The following is a 21,047-nucleotide window of genomic DNA, read 5'->3' on the forward strand; positions in this document are numbered from 1 at the left end:
AGGGGCGCCACCGCCGTTTGGCCGTCCGCCGATGTTTCTGCTTGGCCTCCCGAGCCGACAATTGCGCGTGTGTGAGTCCAGGCCCTAGCTTGCCTCCCGGCGGCGGCCTTCGTTGCCGCCGCGCTGGGCGAGACGGCTGCGATGAGCTGCGAACAGCTCCAGCACTTTGGCGGCGGGTTTTGCGGGGCTGAACAGATAGCCCTGCATCTCGGAGCAGCCGAGCGCGCGCAGCAACCGCTGCTGCTCCTCGGTCTCGACACCCTCGGCCGTGGTGGTCATGCGGCGGGCAGCCGCGAGATTGACGACCGCCTGCACGATGCTGGCGGAGCCGTCCGGGCCGGCGATGTCGTTGACGAAGCAGCGGTCGATCTTGATCTTGTCGAACGGGAAGCGGTGCAGATAGCTCAGCGAGGAGTAACCGGTGCCGAAATCGTCGAGCGCGATGCGGACGCCGATGGCGCGGAGTTGATGCAGGATCGCAAGCGCGGTGTCGTCGTCGCGGATCAGCACCGCCTCGGTGATCTCAAGCTCGAGCCGGCTTGCCGGCAAATTGGAGGCGGCAAGCGCTGCCATGATCTTCAGCGCCAGCGTGCCGCTCTTGAACTGCACCGGCGAGACGTTGACGGCGAGGCGGACGTCGTCGGGCCAGTTCGCCGCGTCTCGGCAGGCGGTCGCGAGCACCCATTCGCCGATCTCGTTGATCAGGCCGGTGTCCTCGGCGATCGGGATGAACTCGGCCGGCGAGACCATGCCGCGTTCGGGATGGCGCCAGCGCACCAGCGCCTCGCAGCCGGTGATGCGGTCGTCCTTCAGGCTGAGGCAAGGCTGGTAATACACCTCGAGGCCGCCTTCGAGCCCGCCTTGGGCGATGGCGTGGCGCAGGTCGATCTCGAGCTGCCGCCGCTCGTGGATCTTGGCGTCCATCTCAGGCTCGAAAAAGCGATAAGTGCGGCGCCCGGCGGCTTTAGCGGCGTACATCGCCATATCCGCGTTCTTCAGGATCTGGTCCAGCGCCGTTCCATGTTGCGGCGCCAGCGCGATGCCGATGCTGGCGTCGGTGGCAAGATGATGTCCCATGCAGTCGAACGGCGCGCGGATGGCCTCAAACACCCGCGCGACGAACTCGTTGACCTGATCCAGCGATGTCACCGCGCTCTGGATGATGGCAAATTCGTCGCCGCCGAGGCGCGCCACGAAGTCTGTCGGACCCGCACACCGGTGGAGGCTCTGCGCGACTGACTTCAGGAGCTCGTCGCCGATGAGATGCCCGAGCGCGTCGTTGACGCCCTTGAACTCGTCGATATCGATGTAGTGCACCGCGAGTTGTTCGCCCCCGGCGACGAGATCGAGTTCCTGACGTAGATGCTCGTGGAACATGGTGCGGTTGGGCAGGTCGGTCAGCGCGTCGTAGTGAGCGAGATGGGTGATGCGCTCCTCGATACGCCGGCGCTCCGTGATGTCCTCATGCGTCGCGACCCAGCCGCCGTCCGTGAGCGGTTCGTTGACGATCTGGATCGAGCGACCGTCGGAGGTCTCGACTACCATGGAATTGCGCACGTGGACGTCGCGCAGGACCCGTGCGACATACTGGTCCACATCGCCGGTGAACGAGCCGGTGGCTCTGCGGTGCGCAATGATATCGTGGAAGCTGCAGCCGGGTCTCACGATTTCGGACGACAGCCCGTACATCTCGATGTAGCGCTGATTGCAGATCACGAGCTGCTGCGATGCGTCGAACAGCAGCAGGCCCTGGGTCATGTTGTTGACGGCGCGGTCGAGACGCTGCTTTTCCAGCGTCAGCCGTTCCCGCGAAAGACGATGCTGCTCCAGGAGCTTGCGTATGATCGCGATCAGCACGCCCGCGATGGCGAGCGCGGAAGAGGCGGCGACCGAGATCAGGATGCCGATCTGCTCGCGCCAGTCCGTCAGGGCCGTCGCGCGCGTCGTGGTGGCCATCATCAGGATCGGGAAGTGAGGCAGGGCGTGTGAGGAAATCAGCCGGTCCTCGCCGTCGACGGGGCTCATGAAGCGGCCGGCAAAATGGTCGAGCCCGAAAACCCTTTGATGCGCGAACGGACCGTTCTTGAAATTCCGCCCCATCAATTCGCTGGAATGGGGATAACGGGCGAGCATCGTGCCGTCCCGGTGCAGCATCGAGATCGTCGTGCTTTCGCCGAGCACGGCGGACTCGAAGAACTTTTCGAAATTTGCCGGCTCGATGCCGCGTCCGACCGCACCCAAGAATTCGCCGTTCGGTCCGACGACCTTGCGCACGATCAGGATGGTCCAGGCGCCGGAGATGCGACTGTAGAGTGGCTCGATCAGGACGTCGGGAGCATCGGGATCGTACCGGAAGGTGCGAAAATAGGCGCGATCGGCAACGTTCACGTTCGGGGCCGGCCATGCCGTCGACGAATTGATCAAATTGCCTTCGGCATCGATGACATTGAGGCCGCCTATGCGGGGTAGTGCATCGATCTTCGAGCGCAGCATCCGGTGGAGGTCCTGGCCGGCGAGGCGCTTGCGATAGTCCGCCGCACTGGTGATGCCGCTCGCGCGGACGTAGTCGACAAAATCCTTCTGAATGACTGCGAAATCCTGCAATTGCTGGTCGAAATGATGGGCCAGCATCAGCACGGTGTTTTCCAGCTCGCGGCCGGAGCTGCGCAGCGCACGTTCGCGGAAGTTCTGCGCCATCAGGGTCGCGCCGACCGCGATCGCAGCGATCAGCAGCGTGCCGCCCACCACCAGCCAGCGGATCGGTCCGCTGCGCACGAAGGCCTGGTCAAAAAGGCGACTGCCGAATCCCGTCATCATGATCGATCGTTGTCGTGCACACGTCAGGGTCAGTTCTTGGCCCCGGGAACATCCGTCGGTTTACAGGAACGGAGTGGAGGCGAAGTTAGCAAGCTGGGTTAATGCGCCGTGAACGGACGCTCGCAAAAGCAATCAATATGCGGGACGCGAGACGTGCAGCATTGTCGGAAGCTTCCGCGCGGCCGGACAATTTCTGCCGACCATCGCCTGATCGCCGCCGGCATCGCGCTTGCGATCATCGCCGTGGTGAACGGCCTGGGCAGCAAGCTCGATTCAAGATTCGGGGCGATCAGCGCGTCGTTGCGCTGATCGGCCGGGTTTCGCTGCGCGCCAGTATCGCCAACACGATCAGTGCCGCGACGATGTTCGCGGCGGCGCTGATCAGGATCGGCAAAGTATAGCTGTGATTGAGGTCGTAGGCGAAGCCGGCCGCACTCGGACCAACCAATGTCCCGAACGCCACGCTGGTGTAGAGAATGCCGATGATTCCGCTGACGTTGCGTCCGCCAAAATAGTCCATGACCACGGCGGGCAGCACCGCGACCCAGCCGCCGTAGAACACGCCGTAAATGAAGGCAAAGGCGGCGAGGGTCCGGACATCAGCGGCAATGGCCCAGATCGCCATCGCGAACGCCATTCCGATCATGACCATGATCAGAGAGCGATCGCGGCCCATCCGGTCGGCGATCGCGCCGAGAAAGAAGCGACCAGCGGTGCTGCCGGCCCCGATCACGCCCAGCAGCAGCACGGCAGAGGACGCCGCGACACCGTGGTCGCGCGCGTAAGGCACGAGATGAACGAATGGAACGAAGGCGCCGAACGAGCAGACCAGACACGATGCGTAAAGGGCGACGAAACGCGTCGACCGGACGGCCTCGCGCACCGAGGCGCCGCCGGCGTTGGCCGTGTCCGCCGCGTCGCAAGGCGGATCGCCGTCGGGCCGGAGGCCGCGGTCCTTCGGATCGTTCTCGATGAGCATCGACATCCCACCGCCCAGCACCAGCGCAATCGCGCCCAGCACCAGATAGGCGCCGCGCCAGCCCATCGATGCGATCAGCAAGGAGGCGAGCGGCGGCATTGCCAGCGTGCCGAGCCCGATGCCACTCACCGCGAGCCCAGAGGCAAAGCCGCGGCGCTTGACGAACCAGCGTTGCACCGCGCCGATTGCCGGAACATAGGCGCAGCCGACGCCGAGGCCGACACCGAGCCCGTAGGCGAGATAGACCTCCACGAGGGAACGTGCCGCGCTCGCGGCCGCAAGTCCAACCGCCATCAGGACCATACCCGCTACGGCCAGCGGACGCGAACCGAGCCGGTCGGCGAGGGTACCGCTGACGAGTCCGAGAGCGAAGTACAGAAAGCCCGCAATCGAGAACACCAGCGAGATTGAACCACGGGAGGCGCCGAAATCGCGCTGGAGCGGCTCCAGAAATGCGCTGAATGTGTACACAGAACCAAAGCCGACGAACATCACGGCAAATGCCGCCGCGACGATGAACCAGCCGTGGAAAATGCTTCGACCTACGGGATTGAATGGAATGGTCAATGCTGCCTCCGCGAGGTGAGGGAAGGATGGCGACGATGCCAGGACGTGACACGCTGGAACGCAGCGCCGGCGCGAACCAGCGTGGCCTCGTCGAGATGGGCTGCGACAAGCTGGAACGCGATCGGCAGTCCGTCCGCCGATGCACCACCTGGTAGCGTGATCGTGGGATGACCGGTCATGTCGAACGGGCAGGTGTAGCGCTGCAACTTCGCGATCAGATCCGGCTGCTCGCCGAGCGTCTGGATCATGGCCAGCGTCAACGGCGCGAAAGGGTGGACCGGGATCAGCAGCAGGTCGATGGTCTCGAACAGTGCGGTCACCTGGCCGCGCAGTGCCAGCCGCCGCAGCAGGATCTTCTGATAGTCGAGACCGGAGAGCGCGCGACCAGCCTCGAGCAGCGAGCCGAGGATTGGGCCATACTCATTCTTGCGGACAGGATGGGTCGCCTCGTGCGCGACCGCAGCTTCCACCGCACAGTTAGGGGTCCAGTCGGCGATCGCCTGTTCTACGTCGGGAAATCTGACGTTGACGGTGTGGGCGCCAAGCGCACGGAAAGCATCGATGGCATCCGCCAACACGTGCTGTGTCGCAACGTCCACGTCCTCGCCGTTCCAGGCAGCGTCGACACCGATCCGCAGGCCCCGCACGTCCCGTGCGGCCGCGGCAAGATAGTCAGGCACCGGATTGAGCAGCGACGTCGGGTCGTTGGGGTCGTGTCCGGCGATGACCCCAAGCAGTACGCCGGCATCGACCGCGCTGCGGCCGATCGGTCCGATATGGTCGAGCGTCGCGGCCAGCTCGAACGTGCCGTGGCGGCTGACGCGGCCCCAGCTCGGCTTCAGCCCGGTCAGGCCGTTGGCGGCGCAGGGCCAGCGGATCGAGCCACCGGTGTCGGAGCCAAGCGAGCCGAAGCAAAGTCCGGCGGCCGTCGCGACCGCCGAGCCGCTGGACGAGATGCCCGGCCAGTAATCCGGATTCCATGGATTTCTCGGTGGCGTCACCAGCGGGTGGTGATCGGAATAGGCGCCCTCGGTGAGCTGCAACTTGCCGAGCACCACACCGCCTGCATCCCTGACCCTGCGCGTGACGGTCGCATCTTCACCAGGGCGGAAATCGCGATGAAGCGTGGTGCCGGCCGCCGTCGGAATGCCCTTGGTCCAAAACAGATCCTTCAGCGCAATCGGCACGCCATGCAGGGGGCCCCGATACTGGCCATTTGCGATCTCAGCGTCCGCGGCCTTCGCCTCGGCAATAGCCGTTTCCGACATCACGTGAACGTAGCTGCCGAGTTCATGGTCCAGGGCGTCGATACGGTCGAGTTGCGCGCGCGTCACCTCCAACGCGGAGATTTCGCGCGCCTCGAGGCGTGCAGCAAGCTCGATGAGTTCGAGATAGTGCGGGGCTTCGGCCATGGCGTTCTCCATTTTGTCATCGCAACCTCGCTCGATTTCGATGACATGCAGACACCCGTATAATAAATATACTGGTGTCTGTTGCTGTCAACCGGTAAATATGTTTTACTGGTGTTCCAATTCTCCGGGTATTCCGATGTCGAAAGAGTCACGCAAGTTCCAGGTTCCTGACGCGTTGGCGAACATCTACGATTTCGCCAACACGCTCGATGTTCGCCACTTCTCGCATTTCGGGGTGGAGCACCCGCAGAGCGACGAACTTGCCGGGATGAAGCAGCTCGCGGACTGGATGCAGGAGCGCGGCCTCGGCGGCGGGCGCATCACGCCCGCAATGTTCGCGACCGCGCTGCGGCTGCGCGAAGCGCTACGCGCCTATCTGCAATGCGAGCCGGCCGAGCGGCGCCGGAACAAGGAGGTTCTCGGCGCGCTCGGTGACGCGCTCGCGGCGTTTCCGTTGCGGGTGGAGACGCGGGTTGGCTGCGGCGCAGTATTATCGACGATGCGCGACGATGCGCTCGCCGGCCTGTCGGCTATCGCCATCGAGTTGCACAACGCAACGCTTGTGGGAACGTTGGACCGGCTGAAGATGTGCGCCTCTGAGGAATGCCGGCGGGTGTTCTTCGATCGGTCGAAACCATCGACGCGGCGGTGGTGCATGTCGACGCTGTGCGGCAATCGGATGAAGACGCGTGCCTATCGCGAGCGGCAGCGCGAGGCGAAATAGATTAGCAGCAATCAGACGCGGTAATGGCCGGACTTGCCGCCGAGCTTCTCGACCAGATGGATGCCTTCGATGCGCACGCCGCGTTCCACCGCCTTGATCATGTCGTAGATGGTGAGGCAGGCGACCGAGACGGCGGTGAGCGCTTCCATCTCGACGCCGGTCGGTCCCGTGACCTTCACGCTGGCGCGGACGAGGCAGCCCGGCAGCTTTGCGTCGGGCTCGATTTCGACCGTCACCTTCGACAGCGCGAGCGGATGGCAGAGCGGGATCAGCTCCGCGGTGCGCTTGGCGGCCATGATGCCGGCGATGCGGGCGGTGCCGAGCACGTCGCCCTTCTTGGCGTTGCCGGACACGATCAGGTCAAGCGTCGCCCTGGTCATGACGACGCGTCCTTCCGCGACCGCGAGCCGCTCGCTCGCGGGCTTGTCCGACACGTCAACCATCCGCGCCTCGCCGGAAGCGCCGATATGGGTGAGGGCAGGGCCGGTCTTGGTCGGTTTGGCCTTTGCGGGCTGACGCGCCATCAGTTCGTGCCTGTGGCGCGCGCGGTCTCGCGCGCCAGCAGTGTGCGCGTCGCAGCGGTAACGTCGGCTTGCCGCATCAGGCTCTCGCCGACCAGGAAGGTCGACATGCCGACGCGCTCGAGCCGGGCGAGATCGGCGGGCGTGAAGATGCCGCTCTCGCCGACCATCAGCCGATCCCCGGGTATGAGCGGAGCCAATGTTTCGCTGGTCGCAAGCGTGGTTTCGAAGGTGCGCAAATTGCGATTGTTGACGCCGATCATCGGCGAACGCAGCTTCAGCGCGCGGTCAAGCTCGGCGCGGTCGTGGATCTCGATCAGTATGTCCATGCCATAGGCGATGGCGGCGTCCTCGAGCTCTTTGGCCGTGGCATCATCGAGCGCCGCCATGATGATCAGGATGCAGTCGGCGCCGTGCGCGCGGGCCTCCGCCACCTGATAAGTGTCGAACATGAAATCCTTGCGCAGCACCGGCAGTGACGTTGCCGCGCGGGCCGCCACCATGAAGTCGAGATGGCCCTGGAACGAGGGCGTGTCCGTCAGCACCGACAGGCAGGCAGCGCCCCCGGCCTCATAGGCCCTGGCCAGCAGCGGCGGATCGAAATCGGCGCGGATCAGGCCCTTTGAGGGCGAGGCCTTCTTGACCTCCGCGATCAGCGCGTAGTCGCCATCGGCGTGCTTGGCCTTGATCGCGCGCAGGAAGCCGCGCGGTGCTGCTTGCGCCCTGGCCTTCGCCTCCACCGCCGACAGCGGCTGCGCTCGCTTGGCCGCAGCGATTTCCTCGCGCTTGTAGGCTTCGATCTTGATCAAGATGTCCGACATGTCAGGCTCAGCCGTTCGAGACCGCGATCAGATGTTTCAGCCGCGCGCGCGCCGCGCCGCTGTCGAGTGATTTTGCGCCGATCACGACACCTTCCTTGAGATCCCCGGCACGCCCGGCCACGACCAATGCGGCAGCGGCGTTGATCAGCGCGACGTCACGGTAGGGGCTCGGCTTGCCGTCGAGCACGCCCTGCAAGGCGATAGCGTTGGCGTCGGCGTCGCCGCCTTTGAGTGCACCGGCCTCGCAGCGCGGCAGGCCCGCGTCCTCCGGTGTCACCTCGAAATTCCGGATCTCGCCATTGTGGAGCGCGGAGACGAAGGTCGGGCCGGTGAGGGTGATCTCGTCGAGGCCATCGGAACCGTGCACGACCCAGGCGGAATCAGAGCCGAGGTTCTTGAGCACTTGCGCCAGCGGCTGCACCCATTGCCGGGAGAACACGCCGACCATCTGCCGCTTCACGCCGGCCGGATTGGACAACGGGCCGAGCAGATTGAAGATCGTGCGTGTCGCAAGCTCCACCCGGGTCGGGCCGACGTTCTTCATGGCGGGATGATGGGCGGGGGCGAACATGAAGCCGATGCCGCATTCGCGTATGCAGCGGCCGACCTGTTCGGGCCTCAGATCGATCTTCACCCCGAGCGAAGTCAGCACGTCGGCGGCGCCCGAGCGCGACGACAGCGCGCGGTTGCCGTGCTTGGCCACCGGCAGACCGGCGCCCGAAACGATGAAGGAGGCACAGGTCGAGACATTGACCGAGCCTGAGCCGTCGCCGCCGGTGCCGACAATGTCGACGGCGTCCGCGGGCGCATCGACCGTGAGCATCTTGGAGCGCATTGCCGCGACCGCGCCGGTGATCTCGTCCACGGTCTCGCCGCGCACCCGCAGCGCCATCAGCAGGCCGCCCATTTGCGAGGGCGTAGCTTCGCCGGACATCACGGCGTCGAAGGCGGAAGCCGCTTCGTCACGCGACAGGCTGGCGCCGGTCGCCACTTTTCCAATGATCGATTTCAGGTCGTCCATCGCGTGCTTTCAACTCACTGGTTCGCGCCGGTCACCTGCGCGAAGGCGGCCTGATTAATGGTGGTCCCGATGTCGGTTTCAAGCTTGTTGACGTAGGACGCGACCTGCTCCTCGGTCTGCGCGCGGTCGAGAGTGTCCTTCAGCTTCTTGACCGCCTCGGAAGCGGCATCGACCGTGGGATCGACGATCTCGGTGACGCGGAACACGATCACCTCGGTGTCGCCGGTCACTGCCGTCTGCCCGACGCCGTCCTTGCCGACGCGGAAGGCGGCCGACACGACGGTTGCGGGCACGCTGGCGGGCGAGTCGTCGCGCTTGAAGCCGCTGGCGGTCTCGACCTTGGCGCCGATCGCGGCTGCTTCGTCAGCGAGCTTGCCGCCAGATTCAAGCTTCTGCACGATCTCGGTCGCCTTGGCCTTCAGCTTGGTCGCGATCTGGTCCTGGCGCCAGCGCGCCTCGACCTGGTCGCGGACCTCGTCGAGATTGCGGTCGCGCGACGGCGTGATGGCAAGCACGTCGTACCAGACATAGCCGCCCTTGAACGAGATCGAGTCGTTGTCGACGCCGACATCGGTGTTGAAGGCCTGCGACACCACGTCGAGGCCCTGCGGAATGCCGGAGACCGGCTGGCCGCTCGGGGCGCGGCCGGAACGGTCGACGGCGTCGATGGTCACGGCGGTGAGGCCTAGCTTCTGCGCCGCGTCGATCACGCTGGCACCGCCGCCGCGCTCGTCTTCCATCTTGTCGCGGAGATCGGCGACCTTGACGCGCGCGCGCTCGGTGGCGATCTCGCGCTTGATGTCGGCGGCAACGCTCGCGTAGTTCGCCTCCACGCCCGGCTCGATCTTTTCGACCTTGACGATCGACGTGCCGAGACGGCCCTGGATGGGCTGGCTGATTTCACCGGCGGGAAGCGCGAAGACAGCGTCTCCAACTGCGGGATCGAGCGAGGATTTGGTCACGAGCCCGAGATCGACGTCGGACGCGCTCAGTCCGCGCTCCTTGCCGAGGTCCTCGAACGACGTCCCGCTGGTGAGCCGCTCGCGTGCGGCCTGCGCCTCGGCGGCGTTGGGAAATACGATCTGCTGGATCTGGCGTTTCTCCGGCGTGCCGAGCCGATCCTTGCGCTGCTCGAACGCTTTCTTGGCGTCCTCGTCCGACACCTCGCTCCACTTGCCGATCTCCTCCGGCGAGACCACGACGAACGCGATCTTGCGATATTCGGGCGCGCGGAACTGGACCTTGTGATCCTCGAAATAGGCGGCGAGCGCCTCGGGCGATGGCGCGTCGATGGTGCCTGCCTGGGCTGCGTCGAGCCTGACGAATTCAATGGCGCGCTGCTCGTTCTGGAAGCGCGTCAGCACGTCGAGCATCGCCTTCGGCGGCTCGATACCGGCACCGATTGTGCCGGTGATCTGCCGACGCAGCGAGACCTTGCGCTGCTCGGAGACGTAGCGCTGCTCGGTGTAGCCGAAATTGCGGATCACGGACTGGAAGCGGTTCGGATCGAAGTTGCCGCCGACGCCCTTGAAGTTCGGGTCGTTCATGATGAGCTGGCGGATCTGGTCGTCCGACTGGCCGAGCCCGAGCCGGCGCGCCTCTTCGTCGAGGGCGGCTTCCGCGATCGTCTGCTGGAGCACCTGACGGTCGAGGCCGAAGGCGCGCGCCTGTTCAGGCGACAGCGGCCGGCCGAATTGACGGCTGATCTGCTGGAGGCGATCGGTGTAAATCTGGCGGAACTCGTTCAACGAAATTTCGGTGCCGCCGACCTTGGCCACGGTGGATTGCCCAAAGCCCTTGAAGATGTCGGCAATGCCCCAAACGCCGAAACTGATGATCAGCACGCCCATCACAACGGCCATAATGGTCTTGCCGAGCCAGTTTGATGAGGCCTTGCGCATTCCTCGAAGCATTTGGTCCAACTTGTTTGGCAGGAGGGGAACGGGAGCGCGTCTTAATGCAGATTCCGCAAAAGCGCGTCACCAAATTGATCAATCATCATAAAGTGGTGGCTTTCCCCCCGCAACCTCGGGTCTAGCAGGCTTTCGATCCCTGCGGTTAAAAGCCCCTGGACTCTGGAACTGCCACGGGACCTCTGCTAGCGCATGAACAAACCGAATTTTGCTGGAATTTGACATGACCGATGCCATCCGCCCCCTGATCGCCGGCAACTGGAAAATGAACGGCCTGAAGGCCTCGACTGCCGAATTCGACGCCATGCTCAATGGTGCGGCAGAGGTAGCCGGCAAAGCCGATCTGCTGGTTTGCCCGCCGGCGACCCTGATCGCTGCCTTTGCCGAGAAGGCGCGCGGCAAGAAGGTCGCGGTGGGGGCCCAGGATTGCCACCCCAAGGCCTCCGGCGCCCATACCGGCGATATCGCCGCCGAAATGCTGGCGGATTCGGGTGCGACCGCGATCATCGTCGGCCATTCCGAGCGCCGCGCCGACCACGGCGAGGGCGATGCCTTGATCCGGCAGAAGGCTGAGGCCGCTTGGCGCGCCGGGGCGACGGCTATCGTCTGCATCGGCGAGACGCAGGGCCAGCGCGATGCGGGCCAGACCCTCGATATCCTGCGCGGCCAGCTCAACGGCTCGCTGCCCGATGGCTCAACCGCCGCCAATCTGGTCGTGGCCTATGAGCCGGTCTGGGCAATCGGCACCGGCCTGACCCCGACGTCCCGGGATGTCGAGCAGATTCATGGGTTTATCCGAGAATTCCTGACCTCCCGGTTCAAGGCCGACGGCGCCGGGATGCGCATCCTCTATGGCGGCTCGGTCAAGCCGTCGAATGCGGCGGAGCTGATGGCCGTGAAGAACGTCAATGGCGCGCTGGTCGGCGGAGCCAGCCTGAAGGCGGCCGATTTCCTTGCGATCGCTCAGGGCTGTCCCTAGCTAACTCCAAACCTTAGGACCCGGCGGATCGGGGGTGGCAATGCCCCCTCCGATCGTGTAACACCGCGCAACTTCAGGAAAACCCCGCGAAGCACGATTGGCCGCCGTCTCGGCGCTGTCGGCTTGTGAAGGACACTATGCAGACTGTTGTCATCGTCATTCACCTCATGATCGTCACCGTCATGATCGGCGCCGTCCTGCTCCAGAAGTCGGAAGGCGGCGGCCTCGGCATGGGAGGTGGCGCAGGCTTCATGTCGAGCCGCGGCACCGCGAACCTTCTGACGCGGACCACCGCGATCCTGGCGGTCGGCTTCTTCCTCACCAGCCTGTTCCTGTCCTGGTATGCCGGCTACGACCGCAAGCCGTCGTCGATCATCGGCACCCCGGCGTCGCAGACCCAGCCAGCCGGTGGCGGACCGATCGCGCCGCCGACCTCGGGCGGCATCCTGGATTCGCTGAAGAAGGCCGACGAGCAGCAGCAGGCTCCGGCCCCGAGCGGCCCGCAGGTACCGCGTTCGCAATAAAGCAGGGGGCCATGCAGGGCGGCTTCTACCGTCCTGCATCAACAATCCCCATCAAGGCTCTGTCACCACTCTTAGTTCTGGCTCACCCACAGCCCCGCAAAATGTTTGGGGCGGAATACGAATCGCTTTGGCGAATCGAATTCGAGGGATTAGAGGTTAAGCCCCATGGCGCGGTACATATTCATCACCGGCGGCGTGGTTTCTTCGCTCGGCAAGGGTCTGGCTTCAGCGGCACTCGGTGCCCTGTTGCAAGCCCGGGGCTACAAGGTCCGCCTCCGCAAACTCGATCCCTATCTCAACCTCGATCCCGGAACGATGTCGCCGTATCAGCACGGCGAAGTGTTCGTGACGGATGACGGCGCGGAGACCGACCTCGATCTCGGCCACTACGAGCGCTTCACCGGACGGCCTGCGACCAAGGCCGACAACATCACGACCGGGCGCATCTACCAGGACATCATCTCCAAGGAGCGGCGCGGCGATTATCTCGGCGCGACCATCCAGGTGGTTCCGCATGTCACCAACGCCATCAAGGATTTCGTCCTCGACGGCAACGACGATTACGACTTCGTGCTGGTCGAGATCGGTGGCACCGTCGGCGACATCGAGGGCCTGCCGTTCTTCGAGGCGATCCGCCAGCTCAAGAACGAGCTGCCGCGCGATCACGCCATCTACATTCATCTGACGCTGCTGCCTTACATCCCGAGCGCCGGTGAGCTGAAGACAAAGCCGACGCAGCACTCCGTCAAGGAGCTGCGCTCGATCGGCATCCAGCCGGACATCCTGCTCTGCCGTACCGATCGCGAGATCCCGAAGGAGGAACGGCGCAAGCTCGGGCTGTTCTGTAACGTGCGCGAGAGCGCCGTCATCGAGGCGCGCGACGCCGACAGCATCTACGCTGTCCCTCAGGCTTACCATGCGGCAGGCCTCGACGACGAAGTGCTTGCCGCCTTCGGCATCGGTTCGCGGATTCCGCCGGAGCTGCGGAGCTGGCAGCAGATCAACGAGCGCATCCGCAACCCCGAGGGCAACGTCACCATCGCCATCGTCGGTAAGTATACCGGCATGAAGGATGCGTATAAGTCGCTGATCGAGGCGCTCTCGCATGGCGGCATCGCCAACAAGGTGAAGGTGAATCTCGACTGGATCGAAAGCGAGATCTTCGAGAAGGAAGATCCCGCGCCGTTCCTCGAGCACGTCAACGGCATTCTGGTGCCCGGCGGCTTCGGCCAGCGCGGCGCCGAGGGCAAGATCCGTGCGGCGCAGTTCGCGCGCGAGCGCGACGTGCCGTATTTCGGCATCTGCTTCGGCATGCAGATGGCGGTGATCGAGGCCGCTCGGAATCTCGTCGGGATCGAGGAGGCCAACTCCACCGAGTTCGGCCCGACCAAGGAGCCCCTGGTCGGCCTGATGACGGAATGGCTGCGCGGCAACGAGCTCGAGAAGCGCACCAACGCCGGCGATCTCGGCGGCACGATGCGCTTGGGCGCCTATCCCGCAGCGCTCAATCGCGGCAGCCGCGTCTCGGAGGTCTATGGCGGCGCGACCGAGATTTCCGAGCGCCACCGCCATCGCTACGAGGTCAACACCGCCTACAAGGATCGCCTCGAGCAGCACGGGCTGAAATTCTCGGGCCTGTCGCCCGACGGCGTGCTGCCGGAGATCGTCGAGTACGAGGATCACCCCTGGTTCATCGGCGTCCAGTTCCATCCCGAACTGAAGTCGCGCCCCTTCGAGCCGCATCCGCTGTTCGCGTCGTTCATTCGGGCGGCGATGGTGCAGAGCCGCCTGGTGTAATCGACTCAGCGCGCGGTAGTGTAGTCGCGCGCAAGAAGCATCGGCTCCGGCGCAGCCGGCATTGACGTATCAGGCGCAAGCGATCCCGTGACGAGCTTCATCTGCGGCCGGCGCGTCAGCTTGTAGACGGCGGCCGGCGGCACGTTCAGCAGGGCACGATCCACCAGCTTTGCGCGCAAGCCCAGCCGATCGAGCACGGGCCGCGGGATCGGGCAACTCATGCCGTAGGTGAACTGGTAGAACGCGCCGCCGGGGCGGACGTGACTGAACGCGCCACCGACGATCGAGACGACCTTGCGCGTCGACATGTTGAGCAGCGGCAGGCCGCTCACGACCGCGCCGACGGGTGCGCCGTCATAGAGGCGTTCCGCTGCCAGCCGCCCCGCATCCATCCACAAGACGCGCGCGTTGGGGAAACGCATCTGGAGCAGCTTCATGAAGTCGGAGCCGTATTCGACCAGCGTGAGGTCCTGCTGACGCACGCCGCGTTTGAGCAGCTTGTAGGTGAACGCGCCGGTGCCGGGGCCGAGCTCGAGAACAGGGCCGGTCGATGCGGTGATCTCGCGGGTGATGAGATCGGCCAGCGCCGCGCCTGACGGCGCGATCGCGCCGACGCGACGCGGGGCTGACATCCATGACAGGAAGAACGAGAGGAAATCGTTGGGCATGCGCACTCCGGCATCTTGGTTGCGCCTCGCAGGTCAGAGGTGAGGCGGCCGAACAATCGCTTGCGTGCATTGCGACAGCATTGCGTGCCGCCTGCCGATTGCGTCAATTCTCCCGGACTGGCGGCAGTGACATCCTGAAGCACGCGCCGCCGATCGCTCCGTCCGCGACCGAGATGTGGCCGCCATGCAGGAGCACGATCTCGCGCACCATGTTGAGGCCGAGGCCGGCACCGCGATCGAGCGGTGTCAGCCGATAGAATGGCTCGAATATCTGTTCGCGCTGATCGGCCGGAATGCCGGCGCCTTCGTCCGTGACCTCGATGCTCGCGGGCCTCGTGACACGAATGCCGATGGTGCCGCTGCGAGGGCCGTGCTGGATCGCATTCTGCACGAGGTTGGTCAGCGCGCGCTCCAGCGCCGCCGCATCGCCGATCGTTTCGACCGGCGTGGAGGGGGCATCGAGCGCCAACTCGTAGCCGGCGGCAATGGCCAGCGGCGCGAGATCTGCGGCCGCACTTTGCGCGATTGCGACCAGGTCGACGCGCGTGAAGGGATGACCGCAGCGGTCGAGGCGCTGAATGTCGAGCAGTTGCTCGGCAAGCGTAGCCAGCCGCGCGGCATCCTCCAGCAGCCGGGTCTTGTCCGGCCCCGCCGGAAGCGACTCCAACCGCGTGTTCAGGATTGCGATTGGCGTGCGCAACTCGTGTGCGGCATCGGCGACGAAACGCTTGTGGCGGGCATAGCCCTGGTCTAGCCGCGCCAGCGCGTCGTTGACCGCGGTCACAAGCGGCACGACCTCCAGCGGAATCCGGTCCAGCGACAGCCGCGCGCCGCGTTGATGGATGTCGATGCGCCGCGCCTGGTCCGCCGTCGCATCGATCCCCCTAAAGGCGCGCCGCACGATCATCGGTGTGGCAATGAAGGTCGCCGTACCCATGAGGAGCAGGCCGGGCAGGGCGACGCCGAGCAATGCAAGCGACGTCATGAACAACGCCTTGGCGCCGGTGAGCCTGCCTTGCGTCGCCGTGATGATTTGCACATTGCCGGCGTCGGTGTCGACGCGCTTCAGCCGCGCCGGGGGCTTGCGCGGATCGTCCTCGAACAGCTGCCAGCCGAGCCGTGCCTGGCTGATCTGGTCGAGGCTGCTGCCTATGGCGGCGAATTCGGCCGGCACGGCGCCTTCGCTGAGCGAATGTCCCTGCCTGTCGCGGATCAGGAACCAGAGATCGGGGGTCTCGCTGCGCAATTGTTTCAGTTCAGTCGTCGATCGCAGGACCAGGTCGCCTTGCGCGTCGCGTCCGAGCGCGCGCTGGACGATTTCGATCACGTGATCTTCGTCGCGCCCGGCGATCGCGAACCCCGACACGCTCAACGCCCCGACGATGACGGCAACGAGCGCCGTGAGCAGCACCGCCTGGAGCGACAGCAGGCGCCAGCTCAGCCGCGAGCGCAGGCAATAGGGATCGTGGTGCCTGCTCATGGCAGCTTCTTCAGCAGATAGCCGACGCCGCGGATGCCGTGGATCTCCACGCGCGCATCGGCTTCCGAGAGTTTGCGGCGCAGGCGCGACACTTGCGTATCGAGCGCGTTCGACTGGATCTCGTCGTCGAAACTGTAGACGGCTTCTTCCAGCGCGGAGCGCAGCACGGTTCGGCCCATGCGGCGGACCAGGGCTTCCAGCACGAGGAGCTCGCGCCGTGGCAGCTCGAGCGGAGCTCCGTCGATGCTTGCCTCGCGATGGCCGAAATCGAAAGCGAGGCGGCCGGCGTGCATGATGTCGGGCTGCATCCCGGCGGGCCGGCGCAGCACGGCGCGCAGCCGCGCCAGTAATTCCTCCACCGCGAACGGCTTTGACAGATAATCATCCGCCCCGCAGTCCAGTCCGGCGACCCGATCGGCGAGTTCGCCGCGCGCCGTCAACACGATGATCGGCACGCCGTCGGCGCGCGCCCGCAGTTTCGGGATCAGGGTGAGACCGTCGCCATCGGGAAGCTGGCGATCGAGCAGGACGGCGGCGTGGACGTCGGCAGAAATGGCCTCTTCCGCCTCCGCGAGCGTGGGGGCGTGGTCCACCACCATGTCGTAGCGCTTCAGCGCCGACGCCAGCGCGTCCGCCATTTCGGCCTCGTCCTCGACGAGCAAAATCCGCATGATCCGCACCTCAACCTCAATCGCGCCAATCTAGCGGCCGTATCATTGCGGCAGCATTGCGGGAACCGGCTGCGGGATGGGGACTTTGAGCGGACCCTAGCCATGCGCGGAACGCCACCGGGGGCGGCCGAGCGGGCCTCAAGACACCGTCAGGGCCAACCGTTATAACCGCCGGACCTGATCAGGGAGGAACAAGAATGATCTACGAAATGCGCATCTATCGCTGCGTGCCCGGCCGCCTGCCGGCACTTCTCAAGCGGTTCGAGACCGTCACGCTGAAGGTGTGGGAAAAGCACGGCATCAGGCAGGCCGGGTTTTTCACGACGCTGATCGGTGAATCCAACCAGGAGCTGACCTATTTCCTGGCCTGGGAGTCGCTCGCCGAGCGCGAGAAGAAGTGGGCCGCCTTCATGACCGATCCGGACTGGATGAAAGGGCGCGCCGAGAGCGAGGCGGACGGCCAGATTGTCGGCAACATCGTCAGCCAGATCCTGGCGCCGACCGCCTTCTCGGCGGTGAAGTAGAGGCCGCCGGCGCGAGGCCATAGCTGAGGGCCTGGGTGCAACCCTGATATTCTGGGAGGCGAGGCCGAATGGGGTTGATCCGCCCTTCATCGCGGCTATGGTCGCGCCGAAACGAGGGATTTGCCTTGAGCTCTTCGACGTCAGCGGCGCCGGTCGTTACCATTGGCAAGGTCAAATTCGGCAATGATCTGCCGATCTCGATCATTGCGGGGCCGTGTCAGCTCGAAAGCCGCCAGCATGCGCTGGAAGTGGCCTCCGCGCTGAAGGAGATCGCCGCGCGGCTGCAGATCGGCCTCGTCTACAAGACCTCGTTCGACAAGGCCAATCGCACCAGCGCGTCGGCTGCGCGTGGTCTCGGGCTTGCGCAGTCGCTGCCGATTTTCGCCGAGATCCGATCGTCGCTCGGCCTGCCGGTCCTGACCGATGTTCATGACGCCGCGCAGTGCGCCGAGGTGGCGCAGGCGGTGGACATCCTGCAGATCCCCGCCTTCCTGTGTCGCCAGACCGATCTGCTGCTGGCGGCCGCCGCAACCGGCAAGGTCGTCAACGTCAAGAAGGGTCAGTTTCTTGCGCCCTGGGACATGGCCAATGTCGTGTCCAAGATCACGAGCGCGAACAATCCCAACGTGCTCGTCACCGAACGCGGCGCGTCCTTCGGCTACAACACGCTGGTCTCGGACATGCGCGCGTTGCCGATCCTGGCGCGTACCACCGGCGCACCCGTGATCTTCGACGCCACCCATTCGGTGCAACAGCCGGGCGGGAAGGGGACGTCTTCCGGAGGCGAGCGCGAATTCGTGCCGGTGCTCGCACGCGCAGCCGTCGCTGTCGGTGTTGCCGGTGTCTTCATCGAGACCCATCCCGACCCTGACAGCGCGCCGTCGGACGGACCCAACATGGTGCCGCTGCGCGAGTTCGAGGCGCTGATTCGAAGGCTGCTGGCGTTCGACGCGCTCGCCAAAGATTTTACCAAAGCCGACCCGCGCTGATGCAGCAAGGCGAGGCGCGGGCGCACGATCACGGCCTGCCGGCCGCGCTCTACGTCATCTCCGGTGCAAGCTTCGCCGCGGCGCTCTCCGCGCGCGCGCTCGATCCGGTGCTGCCGCACGTCGCCGAGGATTTTGGCGTCAGCATCGCGACCGCTGCCGGCTTTGCCGCGGTGTTCGCCTTCACCTTCTCGATCATCCAGCCGATCGTCGGCGCGGCCGCCGATCTGTTCGGCAAGACGCGGCTGATGATCGGCTGCCTCGCGCTGCTCGGCCTTGCCAACATCCTGGGCTCGCTCTCGACCTCGTTCTCGGTTCTGTTCGCGACCCGTATCCTCGCCGGCATCGGCTCCGGCGGCGTGTTTCCGGTGGCGCTCAGCCTGACCAGCGATCTCGTCGGTCCGGAGAAACGCCAGGTCGCGATCAGCCGCACGCTCGCCGGCGCGATGACGGGCAATCTGCTCGGCGCCTCCGCTTCCGGCTTGATCGGCGATTTCCTCGGCTGGCGCGGCGTGCTGGCGGTGCTCGGGGTGCTCGTGATTGTTGCGTCGGTCGCGGTCGCCGCCGGTTTTCGTGGCGCCAAGGTCAAGCATCCGCCGAAGACGAGCCTGTCGGCGCTGAAGGCGGGCTATCGCACCATCTTCACCAACCCGAACGCCTATGTCTGTTATTCGGCGGTGTTCATCGAAGGCTGCTGCGTGCTCGGCCTGTTTCCCTACATCGCCTCGTTCCTGTTCGAGCTCGGTCAGACCTCGCTCTCGATCGCGGGCATCGTCATCGCGGGATTTGCGGTCGGCGGCTTGTTCTACACACTGACTGTGTCGCGCCTGCTGCCATGGCTGGGCATGAAGGGCATGATGATCGCGGGCATGACGCTGGTCGCTTCGCAGCTCGTTGTCGTCGCCTTCGGCCCGCGCTGGGAAGTGCAGGCGCTCAATCTTGTCGTGATGGGCTGGGGCTTCTACATCGCCCATGGTTGCCTTCAGATGTTTGCCAGCGAGCTCTCGGTCGAAGCACGCGCCACCGCGCTGTCGCTGCATTCGTTCTTCTTCTTCATGGGGCAGACGGTCGGGCCGCTCGCCTATGGCCTTGGCCTGCAGCATGGCGGCAAGATGCCGACCCTGTTCGCGAGCGCCGCGATCATGGTGGTGTTGGGCCTTGTCTGCGCGCGCCTGTTGAAGCAGCGCGCGCCATCCGACGCGCGGACCTGACGGAAGTATCAAGCTAACGCTCTTCGAGCTTTAGCAGCATCAATGCCGCCGGCCGGCGTAGGCGCTAGTTCCCGATCGGCTCCATGCCGCTCTCTATGATCGCGTCGCGGGCGGCCGGGGAAGCCAGGAACTTGATCAAGGCCCGGCCAGCCTCGGGCTCTTTGGAAACGCTGGCGATGCCGGCTGAGAAGATCGTGATCTGCTGCAATTCGTTCGGCAGCGGTCCGACGATATCGATCCCCTTCACGGGCTTCAGCTCGCTGATCTGCTGAAAGCCGAGCTCGGCATCGCCGTGGGCGACGATCTCGCCGACCGGCGTGGCCGGAATCTTGCGCGCCTTGTCCTTCATGACATCGGCAATGCCGAGCTTTCCAAACATTTCGGTCGAGACGTAGACGCCGCTGGCGCTGTCGGAATAGGCGATCGTCTTCGCCGCGAGCAACGCGCGCTTGACCGCTTCCACCGAGCTGATGTCCGGCTTCGGCGCGCCCGATTTCACGGCGACGCCGATCGGCGATCTCGTCAGGTCGACCTGGCTGCCGGCGACGACCTTGCCCTTACTGGCGAGATCGGTGAGGGCGTAGCCCACCATGATCAGGACATCGGCCGGCTCGCCGCGCTCCAGCCGGACCGGGATGGCGTTGGTCGTGGTCCCCATCGAGGGCCCATATTCCGTCAGCACCTTGTTGCCGGTAGCCTTCTCGAACTCGGGCACAAGCGCCTTGTAGGCAGCCGTCAATCCGCCCGAGATCATCACGCGGACCTCGGCAGCGTCCGACGCGCCGGTGAACCACAGGACGCCCAGAAGGCCCAACGCAACGTTGCGAAATGTTGCTGATGTCGATGTCATCGTCATGCGTCTCCAACTAGCCCCGGCCGCGATAGGGCGCGACGCCCTGCTCGGGCACCCACAATCCCTTCGGCGCGCGGCCGGTCTGCCAGAACACGTCGATCGGGATGCCGCCGCGCGGATACCAATAGCCGCCGATGCGCAAGAACTTCGGCTTGATCTCGCTTGCGATGCGCTTGCCGATCATCACCGTGCAATCCTCGTGGAAGGCGCCGTGATTGCGGAAGCTCGCGATGTAGAGCTTGAGCGATTTCGACTCCAGCAACCATTGGCCGGGGGCGTAGTCGATCATCAGATGTGCGAAATCCGGCTGTCCGGTGACCGGGCAGAGCGAGGTGAACTCGGGCACGGTGAAACGGACCAGATAATCGGTGCCTCCTTGCGGATTGGGCACGCGGTCGAGTTTTGCCTTCTCGGGCGCATCCGGCCATTCCACGGCGCGGCCAAGCTGCAAAGCAGGGGAGTTGTTCGATTTGCTGGGTTTTTTCGACATCAGGCCGCCTCCGTGGCGCCCTCTTAGCCAATCATCGTGCGGCCGTCACCCGGCCTTTTCCGTTTCGATGCATTGCGGTAGAAGCACCC

General features: G+C 65.1%; 20 protein-coding genes. 8 read left to right on the forward strand and 12 right to left on the reverse strand.

Annotation, left to right across the window (positions count from 1 at the left end):
• Positions 1–84: 84 nt before the first annotated feature.
• The gene (locus ABIB90_RS08560; RefSeq protein WP_354170744.1) at positions 85–2,817 is read right to left on the reverse strand and encodes a bifunctional diguanylate cyclase/phosphodiesterase; all 2,733 of its coding nucleotides are present in this window, start codon (positions 2,815–2,817) and stop codon (positions 85–87) included.
• A 189-nt stretch (positions 2,818–3,006) separates the two neighbouring features.
• On the opposite strand from ABIB90_RS08560, the gene ABIB90_RS41620 reads away from it, so the two are divergent.
• Entirely contained in the window at positions 3,007–3,126 is a 120-nt protein-coding gene (locus ABIB90_RS41620; protein WP_502917044.1) for a Flp family type IVb pilin, read from the forward strand.
• Here ABIB90_RS41620 and ABIB90_RS08565 read toward each other — a convergent pair.
• Together ABIB90_RS08565 and ABIB90_RS08570 are read right to left on the reverse strand one after the other, a co-directional pair.
• Positions 3,107–4,363 carry an MFS transporter gene (locus ABIB90_RS08565; protein ID WP_354170748.1) on the reverse strand — a complete coding sequence of 419 codons (1,257 nt, stop codon included), beginning with the start codon at positions 4,361–4,363 and terminating at the stop codon, positions 3,107–3,109. The two genes, ABIB90_RS41620 and ABIB90_RS08565, sit on opposite strands and share 20 nt — an antisense overlap.
• Complete coding sequence (locus tag ABIB90_RS08570; protein ID WP_354170750.1) at positions 4,360–5,775, reverse strand: amidase; 1,416 nt, start codon at positions 5,773–5,775, stop codon at positions 4,360–4,362. Before ABIB90_RS08570 ends, ABIB90_RS08565 begins: the two co-directional genes overlap by 4 nt.
• Positions 5,776–5,911: 136 nt before the next feature.
• On the opposite strand from ABIB90_RS08570, the gene ABIB90_RS08575 reads away from it, so the two are divergent.
• A complete protein-coding gene (locus tag ABIB90_RS08575; protein ID WP_354170752.1) occupies positions 5,912–6,499 on the forward strand; it encodes a CGNR zinc finger domain-containing protein in 588 nt (195 codons plus the stop codon).
• 11 nt (positions 6,500–6,510) lie between these two features.
• Here the strand turns inward: ABIB90_RS08575 and moaC are convergent, their stop codons facing one another.
• Genes moaC through ABIB90_RS08595 form a run of 4 tightly spaced genes read right to left on the reverse strand, consistent with a single transcriptional unit; the run spans position 6,511 to position 10,775 of the window.
• On the reverse strand, positions 6,511–7,023 hold the full coding sequence (gene moaC / locus ABIB90_RS08580; RefSeq protein WP_007590598.1) for a cyclic pyranopterin monophosphate synthase MoaC: 513 nt from the start codon (positions 7,021–7,023) through the stop codon (positions 6,511–6,513).
• Positions 7,023–7,841 (reverse strand): indole-3-glycerol phosphate synthase TrpC, encoded by an 819-nt coding sequence (trpC, locus tag ABIB90_RS08585; protein WP_354170755.1) that lies wholly within the window; start codon positions 7,839–7,841, stop codon positions 7,023–7,025. Before trpC ends, moaC begins: the two co-directional genes overlap by 1 nt.
• Before the next feature lie 7 nt (positions 7,842–7,848).
• The gene (gene trpD / locus ABIB90_RS08590) at positions 7,849–8,862 is read right to left on the reverse strand and encodes an anthranilate phosphoribosyltransferase (RefSeq protein WP_354170757.1); all 1,014 of its coding nucleotides are present in this window, start codon (positions 8,860–8,862) and stop codon (positions 7,849–7,851) included.
• 14 nt (positions 8,863–8,876) lie between these two features.
• Positions 8,877–10,775 carry a peptidylprolyl isomerase gene (locus ABIB90_RS08595; protein ID WP_354170759.1) on the reverse strand — a complete coding sequence of 633 codons (1,899 nt, stop codon included), beginning with the start codon at positions 10,773–10,775 and terminating at the stop codon, positions 8,877–8,879.
• A gap of 223 nt (positions 10,776–10,998) precedes the next feature.
• Here ABIB90_RS08595 and tpiA point away from each other — a divergent pair, with 223 nt between their 5' ends.
• From tpiA to pyrG, 3 genes are all read left to right on the forward strand, one after another.
• Positions 10,999–11,754 (forward strand): triose-phosphate isomerase, encoded by a 756-nt coding sequence (gene tpiA, locus ABIB90_RS08600; protein WP_354170761.1) that lies wholly within the window; start codon positions 10,999–11,001, stop codon positions 11,752–11,754.
• A 137-nt stretch (positions 11,755–11,891) separates the two neighbouring features.
• On the forward strand, positions 11,892–12,278 hold the full coding sequence (gene secG, locus ABIB90_RS08605) for a preprotein translocase subunit SecG (RefSeq protein ID WP_354170762.1): 387 nt from the start codon (positions 11,892–11,894) through the stop codon (positions 12,276–12,278).
• Positions 12,279–12,443: 165 nt separating this feature from the next.
• Positions 12,444–14,075 (forward strand): CTP synthase, encoded by a 1,632-nt coding sequence (gene pyrG, locus ABIB90_RS08610; protein WP_007590604.1) that lies wholly within the window; start codon positions 12,444–12,446, stop codon positions 14,073–14,075.
• A 5-nt stretch (positions 14,076–14,080) separates the two neighbouring features.
• Here the strand turns inward: pyrG and ABIB90_RS08615 are convergent, their stop codons facing one another.
• From ABIB90_RS08615 to ABIB90_RS08625, 3 genes are all read right to left on the reverse strand, one after another.
• Positions 14,081–14,743: a class I SAM-dependent methyltransferase gene (locus ABIB90_RS08615; RefSeq protein ID WP_354170764.1), complete on the reverse strand. Its 663-nt coding sequence runs from the start codon at positions 14,741–14,743 to the stop codon at positions 14,081–14,083.
• Positions 14,744–14,846: 103 nt separating this feature from the next.
• Positions 14,847–16,223 (reverse strand): sensor histidine kinase, encoded by a 1,377-nt coding sequence (locus ABIB90_RS08620; RefSeq protein ID WP_354170766.1) that lies wholly within the window; start codon positions 16,221–16,223, stop codon positions 14,847–14,849.
• Positions 16,220–16,894 carry a response regulator transcription factor gene (locus tag ABIB90_RS08625; RefSeq protein ID WP_354170768.1) on the reverse strand — a complete coding sequence of 225 codons (675 nt, stop codon included), beginning with the start codon at positions 16,892–16,894 and terminating at the stop codon, positions 16,220–16,222. The genes ABIB90_RS08620 and ABIB90_RS08625 overlap by 4 nt, the downstream gene beginning before the upstream one ends.
• Before the next feature lie 197 nt (positions 16,895–17,091).
• Here ABIB90_RS08625 and ABIB90_RS08630 point away from each other — a divergent pair, with 197 nt between their 5' ends.
• The 3 genes from ABIB90_RS08630 (at position 17,092) to ABIB90_RS08640 (ending at position 19,615) form a co-directional block, all read left to right on the forward strand.
• Complete coding sequence (locus ABIB90_RS08630; protein ID WP_007590607.1) at positions 17,092–17,418, forward strand: NIPSNAP family protein; 327 nt, start codon at positions 17,092–17,094, stop codon at positions 17,416–17,418.
• Positions 17,419–17,543: 125 nt separating this feature from the next.
• Positions 17,544–18,407, forward strand: coding sequence for a 3-deoxy-8-phosphooctulonate synthase (gene kdsA, locus ABIB90_RS08635; protein WP_354170770.1), 864 nt, complete (start codon positions 17,544–17,546; stop codon positions 18,405–18,407).
• Positions 18,407–19,615 carry an MFS transporter gene (locus ABIB90_RS08640; RefSeq protein ID WP_354170772.1) on the forward strand — a complete coding sequence of 403 codons (1,209 nt, stop codon included), beginning with the start codon at positions 18,407–18,409 and terminating at the stop codon, positions 19,613–19,615. The genes kdsA and ABIB90_RS08640 overlap by 1 nt, the downstream gene beginning before the upstream one ends.
• A gap of 64 nt (positions 19,616–19,679) precedes the next feature.
• Here ABIB90_RS08640 and ABIB90_RS08645 read toward each other — a convergent pair whose 3' ends face one another.
• Positions 19,680–20,465 carry a substrate-binding domain-containing protein gene (locus ABIB90_RS08645; protein WP_354170774.1) on the reverse strand — a complete coding sequence of 262 codons (786 nt, stop codon included), beginning with the start codon at positions 20,463–20,465 and terminating at the stop codon, positions 19,680–19,682.
• A gap of 16 nt (positions 20,466–20,481) precedes the next feature.
• Positions 20,482–20,958, reverse strand: a complete 477-nt coding sequence (queF, locus tag ABIB90_RS08650; RefSeq protein WP_007590611.1) for a preQ(1) synthase — start codon at positions 20,956–20,958, stop codon at positions 20,482–20,484.
• Between the last annotated feature and the right edge of the window lie 89 nt (positions 20,959–21,047).

It is taken from the genome of Bradyrhizobium sp. JR4.1, assembly GCF_040548605.1.
Taxonomy (GTDB): Bacteria; Pseudomonadota; Alphaproteobacteria; order Rhizobiales; family Xanthobacteraceae; genus Bradyrhizobium; species Bradyrhizobium canariense.

Excerpts from the sequence above, each read along its gene's own strand:
- ABIB90_RS08560 (WP_354170744.1), bottom strand. The coding sequence starts at position 2,817 with ATGATGACGGGATTCGGCAGTCGCCTTTTTGACCAGGCCTTCGTGCGC.
- ABIB90_RS08570 (WP_354170750.1), bottom strand. The coding sequence starts at position 5,775 with ATGGCCGAAGCCCCGCACTATCTCGAACTCATCGAGCTTGCTGCACGC.
- ABIB90_RS08575 (WP_354170752.1), top strand. The coding sequence starts at position 5,912 with ATGTCGAAAGAGTCACGCAAGTTCCAGGTTCCTGACGCGTTGGCGAAC.
- moaC (WP_007590598.1), bottom strand. The coding sequence starts at position 7,023 with ATGGCGCGTCAGCCCGCAAAGGCCAAACCGACCAAGACCGGCCCTGCC.
- trpC (WP_354170755.1), bottom strand. The coding sequence starts at position 7,841 with ATGTCGGACATCTTGATCAAGATCGAAGCCTACAAGCGCGAGGAAATC.
- trpD (WP_354170757.1), bottom strand. The coding sequence starts at position 8,862 with ATGGACGACCTGAAATCGATCATTGGAAAAGTGGCGACCGGCGCCAGC.
- ABIB90_RS08595 (WP_354170759.1), bottom strand. The coding sequence starts at position 10,775 with ATGCTTCGAGGAATGCGCAAGGCCTCATCAAACTGGCTCGGCAAGACC.
- tpiA (WP_354170761.1), top strand. The coding sequence starts at position 10,999 with ATGACCGATGCCATCCGCCCCCTGATCGCCGGCAACTGGAAAATGAAC.
- secG (WP_354170762.1), top strand. The coding sequence starts at position 11,892 with ATGCAGACTGTTGTCATCGTCATTCACCTCATGATCGTCACCGTCATG.
- pyrG (WP_007590604.1), top strand. The coding sequence starts at position 12,444 with ATGGCGCGGTACATATTCATCACCGGCGGCGTGGTTTCTTCGCTCGGC.
- ABIB90_RS08615 (WP_354170764.1), bottom strand. The coding sequence starts at position 14,743 with ATGCCCAACGATTTCCTCTCGTTCTTCCTGTCATGGATGTCAGCCCCG.
- ABIB90_RS08620 (WP_354170766.1), bottom strand. The coding sequence starts at position 16,223 with ATGAGCAGGCACCACGATCCCTATTGCCTGCGCTCGCGGCTGAGCTGG.
- ABIB90_RS08625 (WP_354170768.1), bottom strand. The coding sequence starts at position 16,894 with ATGCGGATTTTGCTCGTCGAGGACGAGGCCGAAATGGCGGACGCGCTG.
- ABIB90_RS08630 (WP_007590607.1), top strand. The coding sequence starts at position 17,092 with ATGATCTACGAAATGCGCATCTATCGCTGCGTGCCCGGCCGCCTGCCG.
- ABIB90_RS08640 (WP_354170772.1), top strand. The coding sequence starts at position 18,407 with ATGCAGCAAGGCGAGGCGCGGGCGCACGATCACGGCCTGCCGGCCGCG.
- ABIB90_RS08645 (WP_354170774.1), bottom strand. The coding sequence starts at position 20,465 with ATGACATCGACATCAGCAACATTTCGCAACGTTGCGTTGGGCCTTCTG.
- queF (WP_007590611.1), bottom strand. The coding sequence starts at position 20,958 with ATGTCGAAAAAACCCAGCAAATCGAACAACTCCCCTGCTTTGCAGCTT.